This is a genomic window from Paenibacillus hebaui, assembly GCF_051934385.1.
GTDB lineage: Bacteria > Bacillota > Bacilli > Paenibacillales > Paenibacillaceae > Paenibacillus.
In genome coordinates, this window is record NZ_CP196836.1 from 2,290,322 (window position 1) to 2,313,522 (window position 23,201).

The 23,201-nt window shown below is 46.9% G+C and carries 25 protein-coding genes; 17 read left to right on the forward strand and 8 right to left on the reverse strand.

The genetic code is table 11. From position 1 onward, the window contains the following. Nucleotides 1-3 precede the first annotated feature (3 nt). Nucleotides 4-393, forward strand: coding sequence for a DUF1499 domain-containing protein (locus ACR32F_RS10550; protein ID WP_440118661.1), 390 nt, complete (start codon nt 4-6; stop codon nt 391-393). A gap of 73 nt (nt 394-466) precedes the next feature. On the opposite strand, the gene tpx is transcribed toward ACR32F_RS10550, so the two are convergent. Beyond that, a complete protein-coding gene (gene tpx, locus ACR32F_RS10555) occupies nt 467-985 on the reverse strand; it encodes a thiol peroxidase (protein ID WP_440118662.1) in 519 nt (172 codons plus the stop codon). Between the two features lie 147 nt (nt 986-1,132). Here tpx and ACR32F_RS10560 point away from each other — a divergent pair, with 147 nt between their 5' ends. Beyond that, a complete protein-coding gene (locus tag ACR32F_RS10560) occupies nt 1,133-1,759 on the forward strand; it encodes a rhomboid family intramembrane serine protease (RefSeq protein WP_440118663.1) in 627 nt (208 codons plus the stop codon). A gap of 71 nt (nt 1,760-1,830) precedes the next feature. Then, nucleotides 1,831-2,742: a LysR family transcriptional regulator gene (locus ACR32F_RS10565; RefSeq protein WP_440118664.1), complete on the forward strand. Its 912-nt coding sequence runs from the start codon at nt 1,831-1,833 to the stop codon at nt 2,740-2,742. Nucleotides 2,743-2,786: 44 nt separating this feature from the next. Here the strand turns inward: ACR32F_RS10565 and ACR32F_RS10570 are convergent, their stop codons facing one another. After that, nucleotides 2,787-3,467 (reverse strand): zinc metallopeptidase, encoded by a 681-nt coding sequence (locus ACR32F_RS10570; protein WP_440118665.1) that lies wholly within the window; start codon nt 3,465-3,467, stop codon nt 2,787-2,789. A 28-nt stretch (nt 3,468-3,495) separates the two neighbouring features. Continuing rightward, entirely contained in the window at nt 3,496-3,924 is a 429-nt protein-coding gene (locus ACR32F_RS10575) for a MerR family transcriptional regulator (RefSeq protein WP_440118666.1), read from the reverse strand. A gap of 349 nt (nt 3,925-4,273) precedes the next feature. Between ACR32F_RS10575 and ACR32F_RS10580 the strand changes: the two genes are divergently transcribed. From ACR32F_RS10580 to ACR32F_RS10590, 3 genes are read left to right on the forward strand one after another with little or no spacing between them, the layout of a single operon-like run. Next, on the forward strand, nt 4,274-5,674 hold the full coding sequence (locus ACR32F_RS10580; RefSeq protein ID WP_440118667.1) for an ammonium transporter: 1,401 nt from the start codon (nt 4,274-4,276) through the stop codon (nt 5,672-5,674). Between the two features lie 33 nt (nt 5,675-5,707). Beyond that, nucleotides 5,708-6,802 carry a DUF294 nucleotidyltransferase-like domain-containing protein gene (locus ACR32F_RS10585; RefSeq protein ID WP_440119770.1) on the forward strand — a complete coding sequence of 365 codons (1,095 nt, stop codon included), beginning with the start codon at nt 5,708-5,710 and terminating at the stop codon, nt 6,800-6,802. After that, nucleotides 6,799-7,536, forward strand: coding sequence for an exonuclease domain-containing protein (locus tag ACR32F_RS10590; protein WP_440118668.1), 738 nt, complete (start codon nt 6,799-6,801; stop codon nt 7,534-7,536). Before ACR32F_RS10585 ends, ACR32F_RS10590 begins: the two co-directional genes overlap by 4 nt. Here the strand turns inward: ACR32F_RS10590 and ACR32F_RS10595 are convergent. Next, nucleotides 7,522-8,010 carry a M67 family metallopeptidase gene (locus ACR32F_RS10595; protein ID WP_440118669.1) on the reverse strand — a complete coding sequence of 163 codons (489 nt, stop codon included), beginning with the start codon at nt 8,008-8,010 and terminating at the stop codon, nt 7,522-7,524. The two genes, ACR32F_RS10590 and ACR32F_RS10595, sit on opposite strands and share 15 nt — an antisense overlap. 183 nt (nt 8,011-8,193) lie before the next feature. Between ACR32F_RS10595 and ACR32F_RS10600 the strand changes: the two genes are divergently transcribed. Further along, on the forward strand, nt 8,194-8,745 hold the full coding sequence (locus ACR32F_RS10600; RefSeq protein WP_440118670.1) for a TlpA family protein disulfide reductase: 552 nt from the start codon (nt 8,194-8,196) through the stop codon (nt 8,743-8,745). A gap of 263 nt (nt 8,746-9,008) precedes the next feature. Here the strand turns inward: ACR32F_RS10600 and cimA are convergent, their stop codons facing one another. Continuing rightward, nucleotides 9,009-10,628: a citramalate synthase gene (gene cimA / locus ACR32F_RS10605; protein WP_440118671.1), complete on the reverse strand. Its 1,620-nt coding sequence runs from the start codon at nt 10,626-10,628 to the stop codon at nt 9,009-9,011. 565 nt (nt 10,629-11,193) lie between these two features. Between cimA and ACR32F_RS10610 the strand changes: the two genes are divergently transcribed. The 3 genes from ACR32F_RS10610 to ACR32F_RS10620 all read left to right on the forward strand — a co-directional run bounded on the left by ACR32F_RS10610 (nt 11,194) and on the right by ACR32F_RS10620 (nt 14,473). Further along, nucleotides 11,194-12,501, forward strand: coding sequence for a DNA polymerase IV (locus ACR32F_RS10610; RefSeq protein WP_440118672.1), 1,308 nt, complete (start codon nt 11,194-11,196; stop codon nt 12,499-12,501). 118 nt (nt 12,502-12,619) lie between these two features. After that, a complete protein-coding gene (locus ACR32F_RS10615; protein WP_440118673.1) occupies nt 12,620-12,862 on the forward strand; it encodes a ferredoxin in 243 nt (80 codons plus the stop codon). Between the two features lie 174 nt (nt 12,863-13,036). Next, nucleotides 13,037-14,473, forward strand: coding sequence for a L,D-transpeptidase family protein (locus ACR32F_RS10620; protein WP_440118674.1), 1,437 nt, complete (start codon nt 13,037-13,039; stop codon nt 14,471-14,473). 84 nt (nt 14,474-14,557) lie between these two features. On the opposite strand, the gene ACR32F_RS10625 is transcribed toward ACR32F_RS10620, so the two are convergent. Continuing rightward, complete coding sequence (locus ACR32F_RS10625; RefSeq protein WP_017689367.1) at nt 14,558-14,695, reverse strand: hypothetical protein; 138 nt, start codon at nt 14,693-14,695, stop codon at nt 14,558-14,560. Nucleotides 14,696-14,946: 251 nt separating this feature from the next. Between ACR32F_RS10625 and ACR32F_RS10630 the strand changes: the two genes are divergently transcribed. From ACR32F_RS10630 to ACR32F_RS10640, 3 genes are all read left to right on the forward strand, one after another. Further along, a complete protein-coding gene (locus ACR32F_RS10630; protein WP_440119771.1) occupies nt 14,947-16,044 on the forward strand; it encodes a quinone-dependent dihydroorotate dehydrogenase in 1,098 nt (365 codons plus the stop codon). A gap of 139 nt (nt 16,045-16,183) precedes the next feature. Then, nucleotides 16,184-16,999, forward strand: a complete 816-nt coding sequence (locus tag ACR32F_RS10635; protein WP_440118675.1) for a GTP pyrophosphokinase — start codon at nt 16,184-16,186, stop codon at nt 16,997-16,999. Continuing rightward, entirely contained in the window at nt 16,986-17,486 is a 501-nt protein-coding gene (locus tag ACR32F_RS10640) for a DUF309 domain-containing protein (RefSeq protein ID WP_440118676.1), read from the forward strand. Before ACR32F_RS10635 ends, ACR32F_RS10640 begins: the two co-directional genes overlap by 14 nt. Before the next feature lie 188 nt (nt 17,487-17,674). On the opposite strand, the gene ACR32F_RS10645 is transcribed toward ACR32F_RS10640, so the two are convergent. After that, nucleotides 17,675-18,220 (reverse strand): thioredoxin family protein, encoded by a 546-nt coding sequence (locus ACR32F_RS10645; protein ID WP_440118677.1) that lies wholly within the window; start codon nt 18,218-18,220, stop codon nt 17,675-17,677. Between the two features lie 221 nt (nt 18,221-18,441). Between ACR32F_RS10645 and ACR32F_RS10650 the strand changes: the two genes are divergently transcribed. Continuing rightward, entirely contained in the window at nt 18,442-20,139 is a 1,698-nt protein-coding gene (locus ACR32F_RS10650) for an RsmB/NOP family class I SAM-dependent RNA methyltransferase (RefSeq protein ID WP_440118678.1), read from the forward strand. Continuing rightward, a complete protein-coding gene (locus ACR32F_RS10655; protein WP_440118679.1) occupies nt 20,136-20,882 on the forward strand; it encodes a pseudouridine synthase in 747 nt (248 codons plus the stop codon). Before ACR32F_RS10650 ends, ACR32F_RS10655 begins: the two co-directional genes overlap by 4 nt. Here ACR32F_RS10655 and ACR32F_RS10660 read toward each other — a convergent pair. Then, nucleotides 20,862-21,107: a hypothetical protein gene (locus ACR32F_RS10660; protein ID WP_440118680.1), complete on the reverse strand. Its 246-nt coding sequence runs from the start codon at nt 21,105-21,107 to the stop codon at nt 20,862-20,864. The two genes, ACR32F_RS10655 and ACR32F_RS10660, sit on opposite strands and share 21 nt — an antisense overlap. A 119-nt stretch (nt 21,108-21,226) precedes the next feature. Between ACR32F_RS10660 and ACR32F_RS10665 the strand changes: the two genes are divergently transcribed. Then, nucleotides 21,227-22,030: a Cof-type HAD-IIB family hydrolase gene (locus ACR32F_RS10665; protein ID WP_440119773.1), complete on the forward strand. Its 804-nt coding sequence runs from the start codon at nt 21,227-21,229 to the stop codon at nt 22,028-22,030. A gap of 97 nt (nt 22,031-22,127) precedes the next feature. Beyond that, nucleotides 22,128-23,168: a hypothetical protein gene (locus tag ACR32F_RS10670; RefSeq protein WP_440118681.1), complete on the forward strand. Its 1,041-nt coding sequence runs from the start codon at nt 22,128-22,130 to the stop codon at nt 23,166-23,168. The last annotated feature ends 33 nt before the right edge of the window (nt 23,169-23,201 follow it).

Here is a 23,201-nt window from a genome sequence, read left to right on the forward strand (position 1 = left end):
GTCTTGACCTTAAAGAGAACGCTCGTCGGTATCATCCGCAGCATGGAGGGGACCAGCGATCGAGCCAAGGATCCCAAATTAAAAACACGGTATTATAACTTATCCAAAGACAGAGCCTGGGAAGAGGTCTCATCGACTCTCAAAAAAATTCCGGGTTATAAAGTGCTGCATGAAGTGCCTTCTGTGGGAGAAGTTATACTGGAAAAGCGGACTACCTTTGGACGGACGATGGATATTACAGTTTCCATTATATCGGTAAGTCCAGTACGCAGTGCGGTCGATATGTATTCGGCATCACGTGGTTCACTTGGAGACTTGGGTTCCAATTATCGTACCATTATGAACCTGTTTTCCGTATTGGATAAAAAGCTAAGCAAGTATAAGTCTGATTGAAATAGATGGCTGAAGAACAAAAGCGAGAGAAGGTGATCCTTCCTCGCTTTTGTTCTGAAACGTGTATGTTCTTCTACAGCAAGGCTTTTACAGCGGCAATCGCTTGCTCGAAGTTAGGGGAGTCTGTCATTTCAGGCAGATATTCCACATATGTAATTCGGTCTTCGGTATCAACCACAAAGATGGAACGCATGTCCAATTGGAATTCTTTGATCAGCACACCATAGTCTTCGCCGAATGAGCGTGTTTTGTAATCAGACAGTGTTACGACACGGTCGACTCCGGCTGCTCCGCACCAGCGTGCTTGTGCAAATGGGAGGTCAACACTTACCGTCAACACGACAACGTTGTCTCCGAGCTCTCCTGCTTCAACGTTGAAGCGACGGGTTTGGGCATCGCATACGCCGGTATCCAGTGAAGGAACAACGCTAATCAGTTTGATTTTACCTGCGAAGTCTTTCAGGGATGCATCTTCAACCAGGTTTTTACTTAGTGTAAAATCAGGTGCTTGATCGCCCGCCTTCAGTTCGGGTCCGATCAATGTAATAGGGTTGCCTTTAAATGTGGCTGCGCCTGTACGTTCTTGTGCCATAATAATGTTCCTCCTTATAAATTGGTGATCCGTGCCAAAATCCATTATAATCTTTTAGGAAAGGCATTGTCCAATTTGGACGAGAGATCATTAACATGGATCAGACGTACAGACCGATCTGAACAGGTGGAGTGAAGGTGAAAACGTATGATATTTATAAGGTATGAGAACTGGAAAAGCTATTTGAAGTTTTTCCCTTTGACGTCGATTCTTTTAATTGCCAATGTTGTCATGTTTATCGTGTTAAGTCTGAATGGTGGTTCGACGAACAGTATGGTGCTGCTTAAATTTGGAGCGCTGACGAATCATGAGTTATTTGCAGCAGAGTGGTGGCGTTACATTACGTCCATGTTCCTGCATGCGGGTTTCAGTCATTTATTGTTTAACAGCTTTGCTCTCATCGTATTTGCACCACCAATGGAGCGGATGCTTGGAACAGTGAGATATGGTGTGCTGTACTTGGGTGGAGGTATTCTGGGCAACATCCTGGCTGTTGCGTGGTACAACTCGGTTGGATCGATTACGATCTCGGTGGGTGCATCAGGTGCAATCTATGCAATCTACGGTGCATTTCTGTATGTAGCTTTGTTCCAGCGAACGATGATGGATGAAGCTTCGCGCAAAACGTTGTATACATTGCTCGTATTCGGAATTATATTCTCCTTTGCCATGTCGGGCATTAGCTGGATGGCACATTTCGGTGGATTGTTAGGTGGATTCTTTATCTATGGACTTATCATCCGATTGTGGAAACCCAGGAACTTTAAACAGTAAATGATTGATCTGGAGACGGGATGTAATCAAGGATATAAGTAGGGAATAGCAGATTGGAGAGATCAGGACGAGTGGAATTAAGACAGTTGCATTACTTTTTGAAGGTGGCACAGAAGGAGCATGTTACGCAGGCGGCAGAAGAATTACATGTGGCGCAGTCTGCGGTGAGCCGTCAGATTCATCAACTGGAGGAAGAACTGGGAGTAGACCTCTTTATGCAAAAAGGGCGGAATTTGCAGTTAACCGCAGTGGGGCAGCTCTTTTGCAAACGAGTGGAAGGAATATTGAAAGATCTGGACAAAGCGGTCGGAGAGGTTCATGAGTTTCTGGACCCGGAGCATGGTGAGATTCGCATTGGTTTTCCTCACAGTCTTGGTATTCACTTGATTCCTTCGGTTGTGGCAGCGTTCCGTCAGCGTTATCCAAACGTCAAATTCAGATTCAAGCAGGGGATGTTCCCAACGCTCATTCGTGATGTGTTATCAGCTGAAGTGGACCTGGCCTTTATATCACCGTTTCCGGAAAAGCATGACCAGGTGGATGGCGATATCGTACTGACGGAAGAGTTGCATGCAATCCTTCCTCCTAATCATCCGTTGGCCGGAGAAGAGACCATTGCACTGGAGCAGCTAAAGGATGATAAATTTGTCTTGTTCAGCAAAGGTTACTCTCTGCGTCCGATTGTCTGGCATGCCTGTCTAGAAGCTGGGTTTACACCCAAGATTGCGTTTGAGGGAGAAGAGACGGATACCATTCGTGGATTGGTTGCGGCAGGCATGGGTGTGAGTTTGCTGCCTGAAATGGCGCTATTCCAGACCAACCCGTTACAACCGGCGCATGTGGCCATTTCTCATCCGAAAGTTACGCGTACAATTGGGTTGATCCATCGTGCGCATGATAAGCTGCCGCTGGTTGCACAATCCTTTCGTGTATTCTTGTTAGATTATTTCGGTTTACAACAAAACAATACCCCATCCGATTAACGGTGGGGTATTGTTTTGTTGTTGTTGTGTTACTGGGTTTGAAATTAATCGCGGCTGTTGAAGATTCCGATGTAGCGAATCAGCTCAAGCAGTGAGATAAGCGCTGCAGCAACGTAAGTCAAAGCTGCGGCATTCAGGACTTTAGCAACACCTTTTTCTTCTTCGTTGCGGATGTAACCTTCGGATACCATAATCTCTCTTGCGCGATTGCTGGCATTGAATTCAACCGGCAACGTGATGAGCTGGAAGGCAACTGTAACGGAGAAGAAAATAATTCCGATACCAACTAGATTCATGGCGTTGAAGATGAATCCGGCAATCAACAGGAAGGGTGCCAGTCCAGATGCGAAGTTCACAATCGGAAAGATGCGGTGACGCAGTGCCAGCATGGGATAACTTTCCTTATGCTGAATGGCGTGACCAACTTCGTGACACGCTACCGACACAGCTGAGATTGAGTTTTCATAATATACAGGTTCCGATAAGCGTACAACCCGGTTGATCGGATCATAGTGATCAGAGAGTGCGCCGCGAACAGGTTCGATTGGAACATCATGCAGGCCGTTAGCATCAAGCATATGACGAGCGGCATCGTAGCCGGTCATTCCGTTCTGGTTCGGGACCTCCGACCAACGTCTGAAAGTGCCTTTAACGCGAAATTGTGCCCACAAAGAGAGCAAAAAGGCGATAATGATCAAAACGAACATACCGTTATTAAAACTCATATTCATACCTCCGATTTCTAGAAATAAGCTACATCATGGTGTTCTCGAGCAAAATTTTCAATGCTTCCATCGTACCAGCGCTCTTGGTAAGCAGTCCTGTCATCAGTTTACGTGCTTGTACAGGTTTCATCTCCCCAAGCAGCGGTTTGAGTTCATTGACCTCTCGCTCAAGTTGCTGCACATGAAGTTCCAATGCTGTCAGTTTGCTGGCCACCTGTTCTTCTGTGCTCACCAGACTCCACTTCTCAAGAGATTGTTTAATCTCGTCGAGACTATACTTCTCTTGTTTCATCTGTACAATACGTTCAAGTCTGGTTAAAGTTTCATTACTATAGAGACGATAGTTTTTTTGTGTACGCTCTTCAGGGGCGATTAGCCCGAGCTTTGTATAATAATCAATCGTCCGTTCGCTGACACCTGCGGTCTTGGCGAGTTCGCCAATCCGAAACAGTTTCATATCCCCAATGATATTCACCTCGCTTGCAAGTTCAAATGTAGGGATTTGCAGATTTCATCTGCGTTTATGCATACTCAGCCCAATTTATTACTAATAGTTATGATACATGATGTTTAACCGTACAGTCAAACGTTATGCTTTAGTACTTGTACACTGCATTTCTATATCTATGTACTCATTTCATATGATTATGTACTTAAGTGCAAGAAAAAGACGTATGACTTTATTCCCAGAAATATTTTTCAGTTTTGATGAAAATACTCTTGTCAACTTTCCTGTCTTCTGCTTATAATGGCATTAAGAGTTTCACGTTATGTGAAGAAACCTAACATAAGAGGGAGTGGGGTATATGAGAAAGAAATGGTTGGTGTCGGTGTTAATAATGCTTACGTTACTGGCTTTCCCAGTCAGCGCATTTGCAGCTGCGGAGGGGCCGACTAACATCGAACTTCAAAGCGGCCTGAACTCAGCCTTTACGTTTTTGGCTGTAGTACTGGTTTTCCTGATGCAAGGGGGATTTGCTTTACTTGAAGCAGGTTCGACCCGAATGAAAAACGCAGGACATATTGCGGGGAAAACGATCCTGACATTGGGGATTTCAATTATTGCCTTCTGGGCTCTTGGCTTCGGTCTTGGCTTCGGTAATGGTAACAGTTTCTTCGGAACCACAGGATTCTTCATGAGTGGTGACGGCATGGCGGCTTCCTTTGAATCATTGGCCTTCTCGGATGTTCCACTTACGATTAAATTTGTATTCCACCTCGCTTTTGCAGCTGTATCTCTGGCGATTGCCTGCGGTGGTATGGCAGAACGTGCAAAGATGAGTGTATATATTGTGTTCGGTACGCTTTATACCATTATTATGTATCCGGTTGTTGCTCACTGGGTATGGGGCGGCGGCTGGTTGGCTGAGCTGGGTATGCAAGACTTTGCAGGCTCCACGGTTGTGCACTTGACGGGCGCAACGGCTGCGTTGGTAGCTACCATTCTGTTGAAGCCGCGTATCGGCAAATACAACAAAGATGGTAAACCTAACATCATTCCGGGACATAACCAAGTGTATTCTGTACTCGGTGTAATTATCCTCTGGATTGGTTGGTTCGGCTTCAACCCAGGCAGCACATTGTCTGCCATGGGGGATGGATTCTTCGGTTATGTAGCATTGACGACAAATGTGGCTGCGGCTGCCGGTGGTGTTGCAGCGCTGTTGATTTCATGGGCTGTATTGGGTAAATCCGATATCCCTAGCATGCTGAACGGTGTACTTGCGGCACTCGTTGCAATTACAGGTGCTTGTGCCTTCGTTGAACCATGGGCAGCTCTGATCATTGGTGCATTGGCAGGTATTATCACATTCTTCACGGCTCAATTCTTTGAGCGCAAAGGAATCGACGATCCAATCTATGCTTTCTCTGTACACGGTATTGCAGGTATGTGGGGAGCCGTTTCGACAGGTTTGTTCGCAACACCTGAACTTGCCGAGAAGGTGGGTGTAGGTCAAGCGGGTCTGTTCTATGGCGGTGGTTTCCATCAACTGGGCGTTCAGCTTCTCGGTCTTGCAGGTGCATTTGCCTTTGTACTGATCATGTCCTTCATTATTCTGGGTGGTATGAAAGCAATCATGGGCATCCGTGTTACTGAAGAGGAAGAAACGATGGGTCTGGATATCAGTGAGCATGGTACTTACGGATACCCTGAACAAATGAAAAATGTAGAAACTAAATCCAATGGCGGTACGTTCAGCTCCTAAGAGGAATGATGGCTGAATCAGGCTTCAAGGAGGCTGGACATGATGGAACCCATCCCGTTTATAAATCAGTCCTGGTCCTATGAGGAAATAGATGGTGCGGCATCTACTCAAGAATTGCACCAGGCACGTGTAATATTGCAAAATGAGCTCCAGGAGTTGTTGTCCGCTTCCTTGTCACGGCTTGAATGGTACCAGACGGTAAATGAATTGCATGACCGGATTGCCCGGCGAGCAGTAGAGTTATGCATCCAGGGGATGGTAGAGGAAGGCTTAGGCCGACCTCCCGTCCCCTATGCCTTTATCGTTTTTGGCAGTTCAGGCAGGGTTGAAGCGACACTATGGAGCGATCAGGACAATGGCATGATCATCAGTGACACTCCGCATGCGGCAAAAGAAGAATATTTTGCTGAACTCGGACTTCGAATGACCGATATGCTTGAAAAACTGGGCTATGCCAAATGCGAAGGCAAGGTGATGTGTTCTGAGCCTCTGTGGAGGAAAACGCTGGAAGCATGGAAACAACAACTGAAAGCGTGGGGATCGGACCTGTCCTGGGAGCCGGTTCGCAATCTGATCATTGCTTCAGACATGCGTTTTGTTGCAGGAGAGGAACATTTGGCGGAGGAGTGGATCTCTGCATTTTATGAAGGATTCAGGTCCGTTCCTGAGCTTTCGGATGCGGTGTTGCGAAATACCGTCAAACACAAGGCGACTCTGAATATCCTTGGTCGGGTAGTAACCGAACGATTCGGAGAACATGCAGGCGGATTTGATGTGAAATATGGCTTGTATATTCCATTGGTGAACAGTGCGCGGTTTCTGGCATTGCAGCATGGAATCAAGGAAACGTCTACGCTCAAACGGATCGAGAAGCTAGTTTCGCTCGAAGCGGTGCCACTTGCTTTGCTGGATTCATCTCAACGGGCATTCATGACTGCTCTTAAACTTCGACGTAGCACACCTATTGAGATCGATAATGGATTGCAACATAGCAGTGGTTTTCTGGATGAGAAACAGTTGAAACAAAAACAGATGCAACATGAACTCAGGGATACGCTAGGACTTGTGCGGCGAGTGCATCGTGCGTTGCAAAGACAACTTCGTTTTGCAGAAAGGAGACGTCCATGAGAGAGCCGGCAAGGGGCAATACTGGATTCTGGAATTCGCTGCGCCAGGGAGGGGTTCCTTCCGCCATCGCTTCCATAATGGGAGCCCCTACGGCGCAACATATGGCGTTTATCCGTTCGATGATGCGAGAACAACGTAGACCGGAGGTACTCCACACGCCGTTAAACGAGTTGGATGCTGTTGTATTTGATCTGGAAACGACGGGTTTTTCTCCTCAACATGGAGATGAGATTCTTTCTTTCGGAGCGGTGCGTATCCGTGGTGGCGTTGTATTGGAGGAGCAGGAGTTCTATACGTTAGTTCAGTCCAAAACAGCCGTTCCGGAACATATTACCGAATTAACGGGAATTACACAGGAGATGACGCTGGAAGCTCCTTCGTTACTTAAAGGATTGCATGATTTCATGTCTTTTGTTGGTGGGAGTGTGCTGGTTGCACATGCGAGCGCGCATGATCGGGCTTTTCTGAATGCTGCTCTATGGCGGACGTCCAAAGTAAGACTCACACACCGGCTCATCGACACGATGATGCTGGCGCGCTGGCTCGAACCGAGCAGACCGGGGTATGGTCTGGATGAACTATTGGAATCTAGAGGTATTCCTATCTTTGGACGTCACCATGCTTTGGAAGATGCCAAAATGACGGCACAGTTATGGTCCTGTTACCTGGAGGACATGTCCCGAAAAAGTGTAGAAACATTAGGGGATCTGTATACCCATTTAAGTCACGCGTAGCTTGGCGAGCTGAAGACTGTAAGATTGGGCTTGGTCCATTCCGGCTCGCTGATCGACAACGGCTTGAATTTGATACCCGTTAAGAAGCATCTGCGGTTGTGATTCTGCTGTAAGATCAGGTGAACCTATAAGGTATACCTGGAGCAATCCGGCGAAGTTCGGAAGGGTACGGAGATCCTCGGTAGAAGGTACGGGTTTGGTTCGGGGGTGGGAATGGAAGAGCCCGATAAGTTGTTGCTCATTGAACACATACCGAATCCATGCGGCATCTTCTAGTGAGAAGTGATGCAGCGGGTCAGGCGCTACGTTACGAATGGGCTGAAACCGACTGATTCGTATGCCACCCGCTGCGGCTTCACCCAGCACAACCCCGCAGGCTTCCTGCGGCAGCGAAAGGAACATGTGCTTTGAAATCTCTTGCTCTACGGTGTAAGGGATGTAGAAGTTGTTTTGCTGCCCATGAAGTGCTGCCATTTGTATTCACCCCTCTCTCTTAGACTCCTGCTTCGGCAGGAGTCCTTTTTAATTTTATTTTGTATCATCCAGATTGTAAAATTTTAAAGGAAAAGGGTACAATGTTAAAGAGAGCGTGTAACATTTAGCATGATGGGTGAGTGTATCTTTCCATATGCTAATTACATAAAAGGGTGGATGGCCATGAAACGAAATATATACATACTGCTTGGTGCTCTATTGCTTGTTGGCATTGCATTGGCACAAAATGCAGGCGATGGGATCGCAGCCGTGTTCAAGCAGGAGGAAGCTCTGCCCACGGAGACGGGACCACGAGCGGGACTGCTGACACCAGCATTCTCTTTGCAAGGCATGGATGGAAAAACGTACACTGTAGGTGGTGCTAAAGAAAAGGCGATATTCGTCAGTTTCTGGGCGTCCTGGTGTGAACCCTGCAAGCAAGAAGCGCCGGAACTTAATAAAATGGCGGCAAAGTATAAAGATGAACTGGATCTATATGGTGTAAACGTAACGACGTACGATAAAATCAAGGATGCCAAAGCGTTCGTGGATGAATATAAACTGACGTTCCCTATCTTGTTAGATGAGGACGGAACGGCATATGCCAAGTATAACGGTCTGGCTTTTCCGACGAATGTACTGATTGATTCCAGAGGTGTTATTCAGGAAATTATACTGGGGATTTTGCCTGAGAAAGAGCTGGAGCGCAAAATCAAGGAATTAATCGCGAATTAGACTGAGTCAGACATCAAAAGCGCCTGTCCTCCAAATGTTTTTGGAAACAGGCGCTTCTTTTATTTTCCGGGAAATAAGCTTTAAATGCGTGTTCAAAAAGACCGGTTTTCAGTACCGAGAAGATGGGATGAAGCTAGAAATGGAGTAGCGGAGCGTAGGGAAAACGACGTGAGCAACGGACATTTCGGCTGAATTCATCTTCGATGCTGAGGATGCCACTAGGCATCCTTCGTAATCAAAAGCGGACTTTTTGAACAACCTCTTTAATGGTTGCTTAGTCCATGAGCGGGAATATGAACTACCTCAGGCTCGTCCTGTAATGTTTCCTGGAGAAGCGCATAGCGGAAACTGTGAACGAGGGCTTCCCAGCTTGCTTCAATTACGTTTTCGGATACGCCAACCGTATTCCAAGTGTTTTCCGTATTTTTCGATTCGATCAAAACACGAACCTTCGCAGCCGTAGCATCTTTCTCATCCAATACACGTACCTTGTAGTCGGAGAGATGCATATTGGCAAGTGAAGGGAAATATTGCACAAGTGCTTTCCGAAGTGCGTTATCCAGCGCATTGACTGGACCATTGCCTTCAGCTGCGGTATAAGCACTTGTTCCACCTACATTAAGTTTAACAAAAGCTTCTGAAACAACTGACTTGCCAGCCGTTTTTTCAACAAGCATCTTGAACGATTCAAACGTAAATAATTCTTTCATGTCACCATTGGCTTCACGAATCAACAATTCAAGAGAGGCATCGGCACCTTCGAACTGATAACCCTGGTGCTCCAAATCTTTGATTTTCTCAATAATCTGACGTGAGTTGGCGCTGCTTGGATCAAATTCGAGTCCCAGTTCCTGTGCTTTGGACACAATGTTGCTTTGTCCCGCGAGTTCGGAGACGAGCACGCGCTGCTTGTTCCCAACAAGTTCAGGTACGATATGTTCATAGGTTCGAGAATCCCGCAGGATGGCAGAGACGTGAATGCCGCCCTTGTGAGCAAAAGCAGCATTGCCGACATAAGGCTGATTAATCGGCATATTCACATTGGCAATCTCACTGACATAGCGGGCTACATTGGTGAGCTGTCTCATTGATTCCTCAGCAACACATTCATATCCAAGCTTAAGTTGCAGGTTCGGAATGATGGACGCGAGATTGGCGTTACCGCAACGCTCTCCATAACCGTTCATTGTACCTTGGACCTGTCTGGCTCCGGCTTGTACTGCACTTAATGTGTTGGCTACGGCCAGTTCACAATCATTATGGGTATGAATGCCAAGATGGGCATGAGGTAGGCTTCTGTAAAGTGTGGATACGATCTCATGCACTTCATGCGTCATCGTTCCGCCGTTGGTATCACACATGACGAGCCAGTCCGCTCCAGCCTCATGTGCTTTGGTCAGAACAGCTTGAGCATATTCCGGATTATGTTTGAATCCATCAAAGAAATGTTCGGCATCGAAGATGACTTCCATACCGTTTTGTTTCAGATAGGCAATGGAGTCGTAAATCATGGCGAGGTTCTCTTCCAGTGTGGTTTGCAAGGCGGTATGCACATGGAAGTCCCAGGATTTACCGACCAAAGTAGCTGCCTGGGCGCCAGATTCGATCATGCGCTTCAGGTTAGCATCCTCACTGGCAATGCTGCCTTTACGGCGTGTGCTGCCAAAAGCGACAACCTTTGAGTTCAGATTCAATTCTTTGACTCTTTTGAAAAACTCAATGTCCTTGGTGTTGCTGCCGGGAATTCCGCCTTCAATATAATGAGCACCCAGATCATCGAGCTTCTTGGCAATTTTGAGCTTGTCATCTGCCGATAAGCTGACACCCTCCCCTTGTGTGCCGTCACGTAAAGTCGTATCGAAGATGGAGATGGCCTTTGACATGAAGATCCTCCTTTAAAATAAAGCGCTTTTTTGAGAAGTTTAGTTTTGAGTTTGAGTTGAGAAAAGCATATCAAATGTTGGTGACGGATCCTTCAATTCATCAACGCTACACTGTATTAAACTCCAAGCGTTGATTTGTCCTAAAATCGCGGATTTGTATAATTAATTATTATAGCACCATTATAGCCAAATGCTACATCGAAATCACAGTTTAGTGTAACAAATGATGGATTATTAAATGAAGTACGCTATAAACCACGCCGTGTAATATGTTATGCTTCATATATATGGTTATATTCCAGGAGAAAATATAGATGTGCACGAGAACTTGGGAAGTGAGAGAAAAGGATGACTATTGTATGGGAGAATGTTGTCATTTCATTCATAATGCTCGTCATTTTTGTCATTGTGGGATGGGTTGTAATTAAATCGATCGTTAAATCGAACAGGAAATAGTGAACGTGAATGATTTTACATAAGGAATATTTGATATAATAGACTAGAGATTGCGTTTTAAGGTATTTCATTTCAAGGAACAATGTACAGGAAAGGGCGGTGCTTGATCATGTCTTCTTCGGACGAAACTCATAACAACATCAATGTGGATCAATACTATCCCACCGCCGGACGCGTGATTTTGCATGTCGATATGAATGCTTTTTATTGTTCTGTACATGAAGCCGAGGAACCGGAATTATATCGTGGTAAAGCGACTGCCGTGGCGGGCAGCAGCGAAGTGCGCAAGGGAGTTATCGTAACGTGTTCGTATACGGCCCGAAGCAGAGGCATTTCTACAGGCATGGTTGTTCATCAAGCGATGAAGAAATGTCCTGACTTAATTGTGATTCGTCCTGATTTTCATATATATCGTAAATACTCGAGAGAATTTATGAAAATAGCTTACAGTTATACGCCGTTGCTTGAGGCGACATCCATAGATGAATGTTACCTCGATATTACGGGCTCCAGACAATTCGGTACACCGCTGGAAATTGCGGAGAGCATTCAGACGAGAATCAAGGATGAACTGGGTTTACCTTGTTCCATCGGGATTGCACCCAACAAGTTACTGGCGAAGATGGCCTCAGATTTGAAAAAGCCTAACGGCATTTCCATTTTGAGAATGAGAGATGTGCCTCAAATTTTGTGGCATAGACCTTGTAACGAGTTGTTCGGTATTGGCAAAAAGACGGCGGAAAAGCTGAAGAAGCTGGGCATTGAAACGATAGGTCAATTGGCCAAATCCGACGAGCGTATGCTGAATGATGTATTTGGAATCAACGGCTCCTGGTTAAAAAATTCAGCTAATGGTATAAATCATTCGCCTGTTCAGGCTGAGCGTGAAGCGAACAAATCGATTGGACATACGACAACGCTTCCGGCAGACATATCTGAAATGCATGATGTACATCGGGTGTTGCTTAATATCAGTGACCAGGTTGCCAGACGTTTGCGCAAGCACGAAATGCTCAGTCAGGGCATTCAGATTACGATTCGTACACCGGATATGAAGACGATTACGAGATCACGAATGATGGAAGTTCCTACAGAAGATGCATCGATCATATACCGGGAAGCCTGTGCTCTATTTGCAAAACATTGGGGCGGCGGGAAACCTGTTCGTATGCTGGGTGTGACGCTCCAAAGTCTGATTCCCCGAGAGGAGTCGGCGGTGCAACTTGATCTGTTCGAATATGAACAGAAGCCCAAGAAGGAAAACCTGATTCGCATTATGGATCAGCTACGTGATAAGTTTGGCGAGAATGCTGTCGTAACAGCGGGTATGCTGGGGGATGATCCTTCCGTGTTACTACGCAATCATAAAGTAAGAGGAACCTCGCTGCAAAAAGATAATTTGCAAAGCCTCGATTAAATAGGGCATAATGAAGACTTGTAGTTGTAAAATGATTTGTAATAACTCTTACTTTGTATTAATATGTTTCTAGATAAAAATACTGTACGTTTTTGAATTATAGGAGGAGAGATTGGTAATGAGTAAGTATACTTGGGTTGAAAAAGATACATGTATTGCATGTGGTGCTTGCGGAGCAACGGCGCCTGACATTTATGACTATGATGATGAAGGCTTGGCAGAAGTAATCTTTGATGGGGATGCCAACCAAGGAATCAAAGCGATTCCAGATGACATGTTCGAGGATATGCAAGATGCTTGCGACGGTTGTCCTACAGATTCCATTAAAGTAGCGGATGAGCCTTTCAACAAAGAAGGCTAAAATTCCATTTCATAGGAAGTTTCAAAAGCACATTCTTCTGTTTTCATGACAGCGGAAGGTGCTTTTTTTGTCGAATGTTTTAGGTTGAATCCGGGTTCTCAAGTCCTATGGATTTCGTGCCATCATCTGCCGATATATAAATAAACGGAAAAAGGCGAAATGGTGGAGGGTCGGATGCAAAATACTCATCTAAGAACATATGTTAAGAAACATCCAGATAACAAAATGGCCTGGTATTTGCTTGGTAAGGAGTATTTGGGTGAAGGCCAGGAGGCTAAGGCGAACTATTGTTTTCAGCAGGCGGGTGAAGTCTACGAGGCTTTCGAACGAAGCAAGGCACCGGCACATATATGGGAAGATTATCAGGAGAAGCTGGTCGAAATGGCGGAGCAAAAGGAGAAAAAACATCGTGTCCGCAAGATGTGGCTGACACTGCTGATGCTGCTTGTGTTAGCAGGATTGCCACCTGCGGATGCTCCCGGGTTCAACCGTGATGCAGCAGAAGCATTGTCGACTGCGTTGGAATCCACGGATGATTCCATGGAGCCGCCATCAGGCAATGATCCGGTAGATTCTGCTCCAGTTGCCGTTTCGAATGTGTTTACAGCTGCGGCGTTTGGTGGAAGTAACCAGGGGGAAACTGCACTGGCTGCTGCGTGGTCGGGCTCAGGACCGAAAGTGAAAACGTCGGCTGTGCTTGGAATGCAGGTCTCTGGAGACTGGTCCTTATGGAAGCGGAATATGCCAGTGAAATACATCGTGCAGACGAACCGTAGTGGCAAGCTAACTGCACAGAGTTATGATGCGAAGCAGTGTAACTGTGAACCACCTGAAATTTCACCAGAGATCAAACGTCTGGCACAAACGTGGACAGCCAAGCAGGAAGCTGCGGCATCTCTGTCCAGCGCAATGATTACATATCACAAAAAGAATGGAGCCTGGCCAAAAAATGTGACCCAGCTTGCGCAGCCATTCCCAAACAATATTCTGGGTGAAACTTCACCTGGCATGACTCAGATGTTTCCAGCGTTACTGGTCATGCATCAACAAAACAAAACGGGAACAGGCAAAAACACAACGAACGGGAAAGGGACGAAATCGAATTCGGCGCAAGTCCAAAATGCTGCTTTTGTGGATACGCTTGGCGGAAAGCCATTTTTGCAAGATCAGCTTGAGATTGTAGTTGACAAGAGCAAACATAGGCTTGCACTCATTAGTGGAAATACCATGATTCGAAGTTATGAGGTAGGACTTGGGGGTGAGCGCACACCAGAGGGTTCATTTGTCATTTCAGATAAGGTCGTGAATCCGAACGGTCGCCCTAATGGCGAATTTGGGACTAGAGGCATGCAACTCTCTGACACCAATTATGCCATCCATGGGACCAACGAGCCTAACAGTATCGGGCTGGATGAATCCCTTGGATGTGTGAGAATGAGCACTGGAGATGTGGAAGAGCTGTTTGCTCTTGCTCCTCAGGGAACTCCGGTACGCATAGGAGAAGATCTGCTGCCAGAGACCAAGCTTGTTCCAGAGGCAAAGGAACGTTATCGGCATACGCTTGTTCCCAAGCAGAGTAATCCGAATAAGACGTACCATTGGCTGAATTAACTGGACAACCATCATTCAGATCCAAGAGAGCGTGAAATCCATGCTGGATTGGTATGTAGAATTAGAGACAGTTGGTTTGACCATTTACATGTTGGCGATAATAATCAGTGCGCCGATAATAATGATCAATCCACCGACACTGGCTGCTGTCCATGCAATGGCTTTCCGGTTAACTTCTTCTTTCTTTTGCTGTAATGCAGGTGGTTTGCGTTTGGGAGCCATGGGCTGTTCCTCCTTCTTGAAATAGGGCTGGTGTAAATGTAGTCCTGCTCTCATTGTAAAGAATTCACCTTGTCATTTCCAGTAGGCGGGTGGATTTCTTGTGAGCATTTTGCATCATTGAATTCTGTGTGCTCAAACTACTTTCCTTTTGAAGAAGAAACGGATAAACTTGTGTGTAGAGTGTTTTTTTACATATGAAAAAGACGGAAAGCAGTTTTTTCAGCGTACCGGACGAGAACGGAGTGAGTGATTTGTTATACAGAAGTCTTGCTAAACCTTTGTTGTTCAAAATGGACCCGGAACAGGCCCATCATCTGATTATCGGCGGCCTTAGCGGAATGGGCAGTATTCGCCCGGTTCCTTCAGGCTTGCGTGTCATGTATGGCGTACGTGAAACGCCGGATCTGGCTGTGGACATGTTTGGATGCCACTTTCCGACACCTGTGGGTCTTGCTGCTGGTTTGGACAAAAACGGGCAGGCTGTAACGGGCTTTTCTTCCATCGGTTTTGGCTTCATGGAAGTGGGCACCGTTACACCGCTTGCGCAGCCAGGTAACGACCAGCCGCGTTTATTCCGGTTGCCTCCGGATGAGGCATTGGTGAACCGGATGGGCTTCAATAATCTCGGTGCTGAAGCGATGGCAGCTGAATTGGCGCAGCTCAAGGATCGCCGGATTCCGGTGGCGGTGAATATAGGCAAAAATAAGGCCACTTCTAATGAAGAAGCCCATCTGGATTATGCCAAATGCATTCGGGCGTTATATGATTATGCGGACCTGTTTGTAGTCAATATTAGTTCACCAAATACACCGGATCTGCGTAATCTGCAACATGGGAACGAATTGAAGGAGCTGCTCGCTGCCGTCATGACAGAGATGAAGACGCAGCAGAAGAGAGCTGGTGGATCAGCTAAATCGGTGCTGGTCAAAATTGCTCCTGATGTGAATGATCAGGAACTTGAATATATGGTGAGCACGATTGCAGATAGCGGCGTGGCAGGCATTATTGCTACGAACACGACCGTTAGTCGTGCGGGTCTGTCCCATCAGCATGCGAAGGAAACTGGCGGATTGAGTGGCAAGCCGCTTCGTGACCGTTCAACGGAAATTATTCGCCAGATTTATCGCCAGACCGAAGGCAAACTTCCGATTATCGGTTCGGGTGGTATTTTCACAAGCGAAGACGCCTATGAAAAAATCAAAGCAGGAGCAAGTCTGGTGGAAATATATACGGCATTGATCTACGAAGGGCCGGAAGTCAATCGGCGCATTCATGCCGGACTTCGTGAATTGCTGCGCAAGGACGGTTATAGCCACATTTCGGAAGCTGTTGGTGCTGAGCATCGTTAAGCATGGTTTCGGAGTTGTTCCCCGGAATGCAAATATAGAAGCGTGGAAGAGGGTAATGTTGCACGGGACTCTTCCCCCCGCCTAACATCATGTATAATGGATAAGAACAGGGGAAGCTATAGAGACAGGAGGCATAAGCATGGACGGTAGAGACTGGGGTACATTTTTACTTCCTTATGAACAAGCGGTAGAGGAACTGAAAGTCAAGTTCAAAACGATGCGAGCGGAGCTGAAGAAAAGGGAAGAATACGCCCCAATCGAATTCGTTACCGGTCGTGTCAAAAAAATATCCAGCATTCTGGAGAAATCCAGACGCCTGAATGTGCCGCTTGATCAGGTAGAAACAGGCATTGAGGATATTGCAGGTATCCGCATTATGTGCCAGTTTGTGGATGATATTCGCCGGGTAGCCGAGTATATTCGTGGTCGTAAGGATTTGACGGTACTAATCGAGAAAGATTATATCACCAATTTCAAAGAGAGCGGCTATCGCAGCTTCCATATGATTATTGAATATCCCGTTCAGACGGCTCTGGGACAAAAGAATGTATTGGCCGAGATACAGATCCGAACGCTCGCGATGAACTTCTGGGCGACCATTGAGCATTCTCTGAGTTACAAGTTTCGGGAAGGCTTACCGGATGACATGAGAACCAGGTTGAAAAAGACGGCTGAGGCCGCTTTTATACTGGACAATGAGATGTCGGCAATCCGTCTGCAGATTCTGGAGGCACAGAAGGCCTTCGAGGATGATTCCAATATTGTGTCAAGAACACTGAACATCATACATCAGTTGTATTTCTACCATCTCGTAAACGAAGCAATTGAGGCACAGAAACGTTTCAATGATTGCTGGGAGCGTCATGATATGGAAGGGCTCAAAGACTTATTGGATGATGTGAAAGAACTGCTGAACGACGCTAGAAAGGGCGAAAACCCGGATGAGCAGTTATGAGCCGCTCTACATTGACTATTTAGTCTACTTCAATCGGGATCAGGATTACTTTGAGTGCCATGAGGTGCTGGAAGAATTGTGGCTTGAACGAAATCGGGATTCCTTCTATAAAGGATTGTTGCAAATTGCTGTTGGTTTATACCATTTCAGAAATGGCAATCTTCGCGGAGCAAAGATGATGTTACAGAGTTCAGTTGATCTTCTGGAACCTTATCCTGATATGACGCTGGGGATCGACCTCGGGGCTTTGGTACAGGAAGTCCAGGAACTCGTGAAAGAGCTATCTGAATCAGACCCGCAGGCTCTCAGGTACAGGGACTTGTCCATACAGATTAGGGATGAGGCGCTGAAACAGGAGATACTTAGGAGATCGCTTGAGATGAAACCCAATATCCCACAACGTCGTAGTCCTACTCGAGGACGAATCTACGAAGAGAAGATGAAGACGATGGAACAGGGACAGAAGTTGGAGCGAAATCAGGATTAGAATTGAAGTGTGCATACCGTGGGTATGCACAGCGATGTATATCAAACACCCCGACGTTCCTGCAAAAGGAATGGTCGGGGTGTTTTGGATGTTGCGTCATATTTAGATGATTGCAGATTATGGAGCCTGTCCTTCAAGTAGAACGCACAGGTTGATACTCGTGCATTACTGCGGAAGTGCCCAATCGTTTAGCTTGCCGCAGGAGTTGCACCGGCTTTATATTTTTGGAAAAATTGTTTGTACTCATCCAGTGTATAACCGTTGTCACTGCCATTTTCCTGAAGTCCACCAACCATGCGGTCCTTCTCGACACCATCCTGGTAATAAACCAGTGTAGGCGTGAACTCAATGTTGTAATCGGTCCATCCAGCTTCGAATTCGCGCAGATTGAATTGAGGAAGCTCTATACCCTCACTGTCCACCAAGGGCATCAACTGAGGTGTAGTGGCACGGCAGTGTGAGCAGTCGGAAGCAAAGAAATAAACAAAGAAGCTATCCTTGTTATTGATTTTGGTTTTGAGATCAGCCGGCAAAATAATTTGTTGATAATTGGGATCATCAAGCAACTCCCGTGTAGCTGGATTGAGTTTGGAAGCAGCGATACCATAAGCATTCTCCACGGTATCCATTTGTTTCTTGGATTGTTGGTTTACCAGTACAAGTGCTGCAAGCAAAACAACGAAAATACCCAGGAATATTAGGATCGTAGCACTTTTCTTTTTCTTGGATTTCATTGGACATCCCCCATCGATCATATCGGAATATTGTTTTGGCAAAAATAGAGTCTGGGATAATATGCATAAACAACCGTATTTTTGCACAGGAATCAATCTACTTGCCATTATACTACATTACACGCTGTAGTGGAATACATACGATGTGATAGGAAAGCGACACCAGGATATGATAAAATAAAACAATAATGCAATCTTACCAAGACAGGATGAGTGGGAATATGGGTGTAAAGCTACCTTCGATATTTGCCGAGCGAATGAAAAGTTTGTTGGGCGATGAGTTTGAACAATTCATGAAATCTTATGAGCAGTCTCCACATGCGGGACTGAGAGTGAACACGTTAAAAATATCAATGGAACAATTCGATGAGATTGCTCCGTTTGATCTAAGACCTATTCCGTGGTGTGAGACAGGGTTCTATGTACCTCATGGTGTGAAACCGGGTCTGCATCCTTACTATCATGCAGGTCTGTATTATATACAGGAACCAAGTGCTATGGCTCCAGTTGAATTATTGCAGGTGCAACCTGGAGATCGCGTGCTTGATCTGTGTGCTGCTCCGGGAGGCAAGACGACACAGATTGCAGCCAAGCTGCAAGGCAAGGGCGTTCTCGTCACGAATGATATCCATGCCGAACGCACGAAAGCGCTGGCCAAGAACGTGGAATTGTACGGGGTACGGAACGCCGTTGTATTAAATGAGTCGCCCGAGCGGATCGCGGATGCATTTCCTCATTATTTTGACAAAGTATTAATCGATGCACCTTGTTCAGGTGAAGGCATGTTCCGCAAAGATGAAGACATGGTGAAATCATGGGAACATCATTCGGTGGAAAAATGTGTGCTCATGCAGCGTGATATCTTGGAAACCGCCGCACGATTATTGGCGCCGGGAGGTATGATTGTGTACTCGACATGTACTTTTGCGCCGGAGGAAAATGAAGCCATGATTGCGGAGTTCCTCAATATGAATCATGAGTTTGCTGTGATGGACATTCCCGAAGCTGCCGGATTTGCTCCAGGGCGCCCGGAATGGGTGCGTCAGATGTTGCCGGATAAGGCAAAAGAGACGGAAGTGGTGCTGGATCAGACGCGTGGCACGGCCAGATTGTGGCCTCACCTTTTGGAAGGAGAGGGGCATTATGTCGCTGTACTACAGCATCGTGCAGGACAAGGATTAAAAACAGATCAACCAGGAGTAGTTAAAGAAGGAGCAATGGAGTATGGACAGGTCGTGGATGTGTCCAGGATTGAAGCAGATGGGAACAAGGATTACTCTATTGCTGCTTCTTCAATTGCTATGACCAAGGCTGATCGTAAAAAGGAACGTTTGTTGCGAATTGAATCGAGAGAAGGCAGTGACAGACGTGCTCGTGAAAATAAGGGTACGAGCAAAGCAGCTAAAAAAGGTAAAGAAACGGGAGGACGCAGGGTGGAACGGGGGCAGAGTCGAGGAAACGTTTCAAACAGTGTGGACCCGGTTGCGCTCTACAGTCAGTTTGTCGATGAACAACTGGAGATCGAGCTTGCTGGAGAAACGGTATGTTACGGAGATCGTGTATATCAATCATCTGTGGGTGCTGCGAGACTGGAGGGGCTGAAGGTTATTCGTCCGGGATGGTTTATGGGTACAGTTAAGAATGGCCGATTTGTTCCGTCTCACCCGCTTGCGTGCGCTCTGAATGCATCGGAGGCACGACGAAGCGTAAGTCTGTCATCCGCTGATGGCGAAGCGGTGAGGTACCTCAAGGGTGAAACGTTGAACATTGAAGAAGATCGAATTGTGCTTAAGGCGGGTACGGCTGCCAAAGGGTACGTCCTGGTATGCGTGGACGGTTATGCTGCCGGCTGGGGAAAATGGCTGGATGGTGTGCTGAAGAACGAATATCCAGCAGGATGGAGGTGGACATCGGTATGAGTGGAAAAGGCAAACAAACACTGCGTCTGGACAAAATATTAAGTCATATGGGTGTGGGAACACGAAGTGAACTCAAAAAGATGGTGAAGCAAGGCAGAATCCGTGTAGATGGCAAAGCAGTGAAGGACAGCGGCGTACAGGTGAATCCTGAGGTCAACGTGATTGAAGCCGATGGAGAGCGGATTGTGTATCGGGAGATGATCTATCTGATGCTGCATAAACCTCCGGGCGTCGTGTCTGCTACCGAGGATACGAGAGATAAGACGGTGCTGGATCTGCTGCGTAAAGAGGATCGAGTCTTCAGTCCGTTTCCTGTCGGACGACTGGATAAGGATACCGAGGGGCTTCTTATTCTCACGAATGATGGTCCGCTTGCCCATGATCTATTATCTCCACGCAAGCATGTGCCCAAAACTTATGAAGCCCGTGTGTTGGGGGATGTTGATGAGGAGGATGTACAACGTTTCAAAGCCGGGATTCAGCTGGCTGACGGTTACGAGACATTGCCTGCCGAGCTGACTATACTCGGTCAGGAAGAGACGGAAGAAGGCACGGTTTCGTCGATCTCGCTAATTATTCACGAAGGAAAGTATCATCAGGTGAAGCGTATGTTTCAGGCAGTAGGCAAGCGTGTGGTTTATCTGAAACGCGTGGCCATGGGTGAGCTTGAACTAGCTTCCGATCTTGCCATCGGAAGCTATCGTGAACTAACCGCAGACGAGTTAAACCGGCTGCGGAACTAACGGCTCCCGTCCTTCGTGAAGCGGAGCAGGGAGTCGTGTAGGGAAGCGAAGCCCCAGCACTAGCGCCGAAGGCGAATAAAGCTCCCGTCCTTCGCGAAGTGAAGCAGGGAGCCGGGCAGGAAGCGAAGCCCTGCCCGTAATGGTCCCGGTTAAGCTTGGACGGGACCGCCGCTGCCAGCGGTGTGCCTGGCAACAAGCGCTCCTGCGCCAACCGTCACATAGCAAGACCCGACCTCCCGCCGGTGAGCAAGACGGGAGTCCAGAGGGCAGAGCCCTATGGGTCCCTCCCTCGGAAGGGAGGGTTTGGGTGGGTGCGATTACTAACAGATGAGGATGAAGCCAAAATGACCTATAAATTAATTGCACTTGATGTAGATGGAACACTGCTAAATGATCAGCATGAACTCACCGAATGGACTCAGGAGACCCTGATCCAAGCTTCCCGTCAGGGAGCCGAGATCGTTCTGTGTTCAGGCAGAGGTCCTGCCAATACGATTCCTTTTATGGAGCAGATGGGACTGGATGGGTATGTGATTACACATAATGGCGCCGTAACGGCGCAGGTGGATACACGTGAAGTGGTTCATCATTTTGCATTGGACGGACAGGGGCTTGAGCCCTTCATATCCTACTGCCGCACGCAAGGAGTGCATTTTGACATCAATACGGCTTTTGGACTGTATGTGGATCAACCGGAAGGTCTGGGATTGCAGGTGCGTGAGATGTACTACAACTTTATGGCAGAGCCGCTGAAGCTGCCACAGTGGGTGGATATGACCGAGCCGCTGGCCAAATTTACTGCTTTTGGACCTATTGAGCAGATGAATGCGGTACAGCAAGAGTGGTCAGCCTGGAATCTGCCTTATTATATGACACGGAGTGGTGACTTTTTTATTGATCTGATGCATCCCGAAGCGTCTAAAGGCGCTGCTCTCAAAAGGCTTGCCGAATCCAAAGGGATCTTGCCTGCAGAGATTATGGCGATTGGCAACTACTTCAATGATATTACGATGCTGACCTTTGCTGGCAAAGGGATTGCCATGGATAACTCACCGGAAGAAGTGAAGGCGGCAGCAGATGAAGTGACACTTTCTAACAACGAGCAGGGTGTAGCGCATGCGATCCAAAAATATGTTCTGTCCGTCTAACCGTACATCTTATATCTGAAATGAATGCCTGCCTCATAATCTACCGTCCTCAGGGGCATCCTAAGAGAATAACGTTAGGAATGGAGGAGGACAGGTAATGAAGCATGATGTGGAATTGGTTGCTGATCTGCGTACATCAGGTGGGGAAGTACAGGATGTGATGGTCGATGGTCACTATGCAGGCTCACTTTTCCTTGTGTACAGAGAAGGAGATCGTCTATCCGGCAGTCTTCAGATCGAGCAGGAGTCTCTGCCGGATGATACAGAACAACTTATTGTGGAAAAAGTGCATGCCTACATCCGATCTCTTGCGGATGCGGTGGAAGCTGCATATTATGAAGTGCTGGTTAGTTGCGGGTCATTACATTCCGTTCTGCATCAGCCCGAGCTTGAGACAACGTGGCAATCCGGGGACATGATCCATGACGAGGATCGTTATGACGATATGGACCTTAATGAAGTTAAGGTAATCCCTAGTTCACAAGTCGAATCGTTTACATATGCAGATCGGGACCATGTCCTGGAGATGGAAATGGTAAGTGCCGGACGCAGTATATCGACTTATGTATTTAATGATATCGATGGACAGGAACTTGCGGAAGCTTCCTTAAAACAATATGGTGCCGATGCTCAAGGTGAAATACATTGGTATGAAGAGCCAGAAGAGAGTCAACAGGAAGCCGCTGCTGAGTTACTGGTCAGAGAGTTGGATGAGGAAATCATCGATACGATCACGATCCGAATGTGGCACCAGGGGAATGAACTCGAGGCACTGGAGTGGATTCATCGCGATTTCTCGGAGGAGATAGAGAATTACGATAGTTCCGACCTGGATGAGATCGAAGTTGCCGAGGAAGCATGTTATGTCATGCTAAAGCGCAAGGATCGGGAGTTTCGGGTATATGAACTTTTTCTCCAGGAGCGAGGCGGATTGCCTGTTGGCACGGCAACAATTGACACTTCTCAATCGGATATGTCGGGCTACATTGATTACGAGGTTCCCGGAACGAGTATGCAGCGAAAAAGCCTGGTTGAAGTGTTAATGCGGGAATTGGACAAGGAAATGGAGTTTGATACCCTGCACCTCACGATGTTATATCGGAATCAGATTATTGATGAAGCCAGAATGGAGGGGTAAAAGGCAGCTGCCTTTTACCTTTTTTTGTCCTTA

Coding starts and splice junctions, on each gene's coding strand:
- tpx (WP_440118662.1), bottom strand. CDS start 985: ATGGCACAAGAACGTACAGGCGCAGCCACATTTAAAGGCAACCCTATT.
- ACR32F_RS10560 (WP_440118663.1), top strand. CDS start 1,133: ATGATATTTATAAGGTATGAGAACTGGAAAAGCTATTTGAAGTTTTTC.
- ACR32F_RS10570 (WP_440118665.1), bottom strand. CDS start 3,467: ATGAGTTTTAATAACGGTATGTTCGTTTTGATCATTATCGCCTTTTTG.
- ACR32F_RS10575 (WP_440118666.1), bottom strand. CDS start 3,924: ATGAAACTGTTTCGGATTGGCGAACTCGCCAAGACCGCAGGTGTCAGC.
- ACR32F_RS10580 (WP_440118667.1), top strand. CDS start 4,274: ATGAGAAAGAAATGGTTGGTGTCGGTGTTAATAATGCTTACGTTACTG.
- ACR32F_RS10590 (WP_440118668.1), top strand. CDS start 6,799: ATGAGAGAGCCGGCAAGGGGCAATACTGGATTCTGGAATTCGCTGCGC.
- ACR32F_RS10595 (WP_440118669.1), bottom strand. CDS start 8,010: ATGGCAGCACTTCATGGGCAGCAAAACAACTTCTACATCCCTTACACC.
- ACR32F_RS10600 (WP_440118670.1), top strand. CDS start 8,194: ATGAAACGAAATATATACATACTGCTTGGTGCTCTATTGCTTGTTGGC.
- cimA (WP_440118671.1), bottom strand. CDS start 10,628: ATGTCAAAGGCCATCTCCATCTTCGATACGACTTTACGTGACGGCACA.
- ACR32F_RS10610 (WP_440118672.1), top strand. CDS start 11,194: ATGTCTTCTTCGGACGAAACTCATAACAACATCAATGTGGATCAATAC.
- ACR32F_RS10615 (WP_440118673.1), top strand. CDS start 12,620: ATGAGTAAGTATACTTGGGTTGAAAAAGATACATGTATTGCATGTGGT.
- ACR32F_RS10620 (WP_440118674.1), top strand. CDS start 13,037: ATGCAAAATACTCATCTAAGAACATATGTTAAGAAACATCCAGATAAC.
- ACR32F_RS10625 (WP_017689367.1), bottom strand. CDS start 14,695: ATGGCTCCCAAACGCAAACCACCTGCATTACAGCAAAAGAAAGAAGAA.
- ACR32F_RS10635 (WP_440118675.1), top strand. CDS start 16,184: ATGGACGGTAGAGACTGGGGTACATTTTTACTTCCTTATGAACAAGCG.
- ACR32F_RS10640 (WP_440118676.1), top strand. CDS start 16,986: ATGAGCAGTTATGAGCCGCTCTACATTGACTATTTAGTCTACTTCAAT.
- ACR32F_RS10645 (WP_440118677.1), bottom strand. CDS start 18,220: ATGAAATCCAAGAAAAAGAAAAGTGCTACGATCCTAATATTCCTGGGT.
- ACR32F_RS10650 (WP_440118678.1), top strand. CDS start 18,442: ATGGGTGTAAAGCTACCTTCGATATTTGCCGAGCGAATGAAAAGTTTG.
- ACR32F_RS10655 (WP_440118679.1), top strand. CDS start 20,136: ATGAGTGGAAAAGGCAAACAAACACTGCGTCTGGACAAAATATTAAGT.
- ACR32F_RS10665 (WP_440119773.1), top strand. CDS start 21,227: ATGACCTATAAATTAATTGCACTTGATGTAGATGGAACACTGCTAAAT.
- ACR32F_RS10670 (WP_440118681.1), top strand. CDS start 22,128: ATGAAGCATGATGTGGAATTGGTTGCTGATCTGCGTACATCAGGTGGG.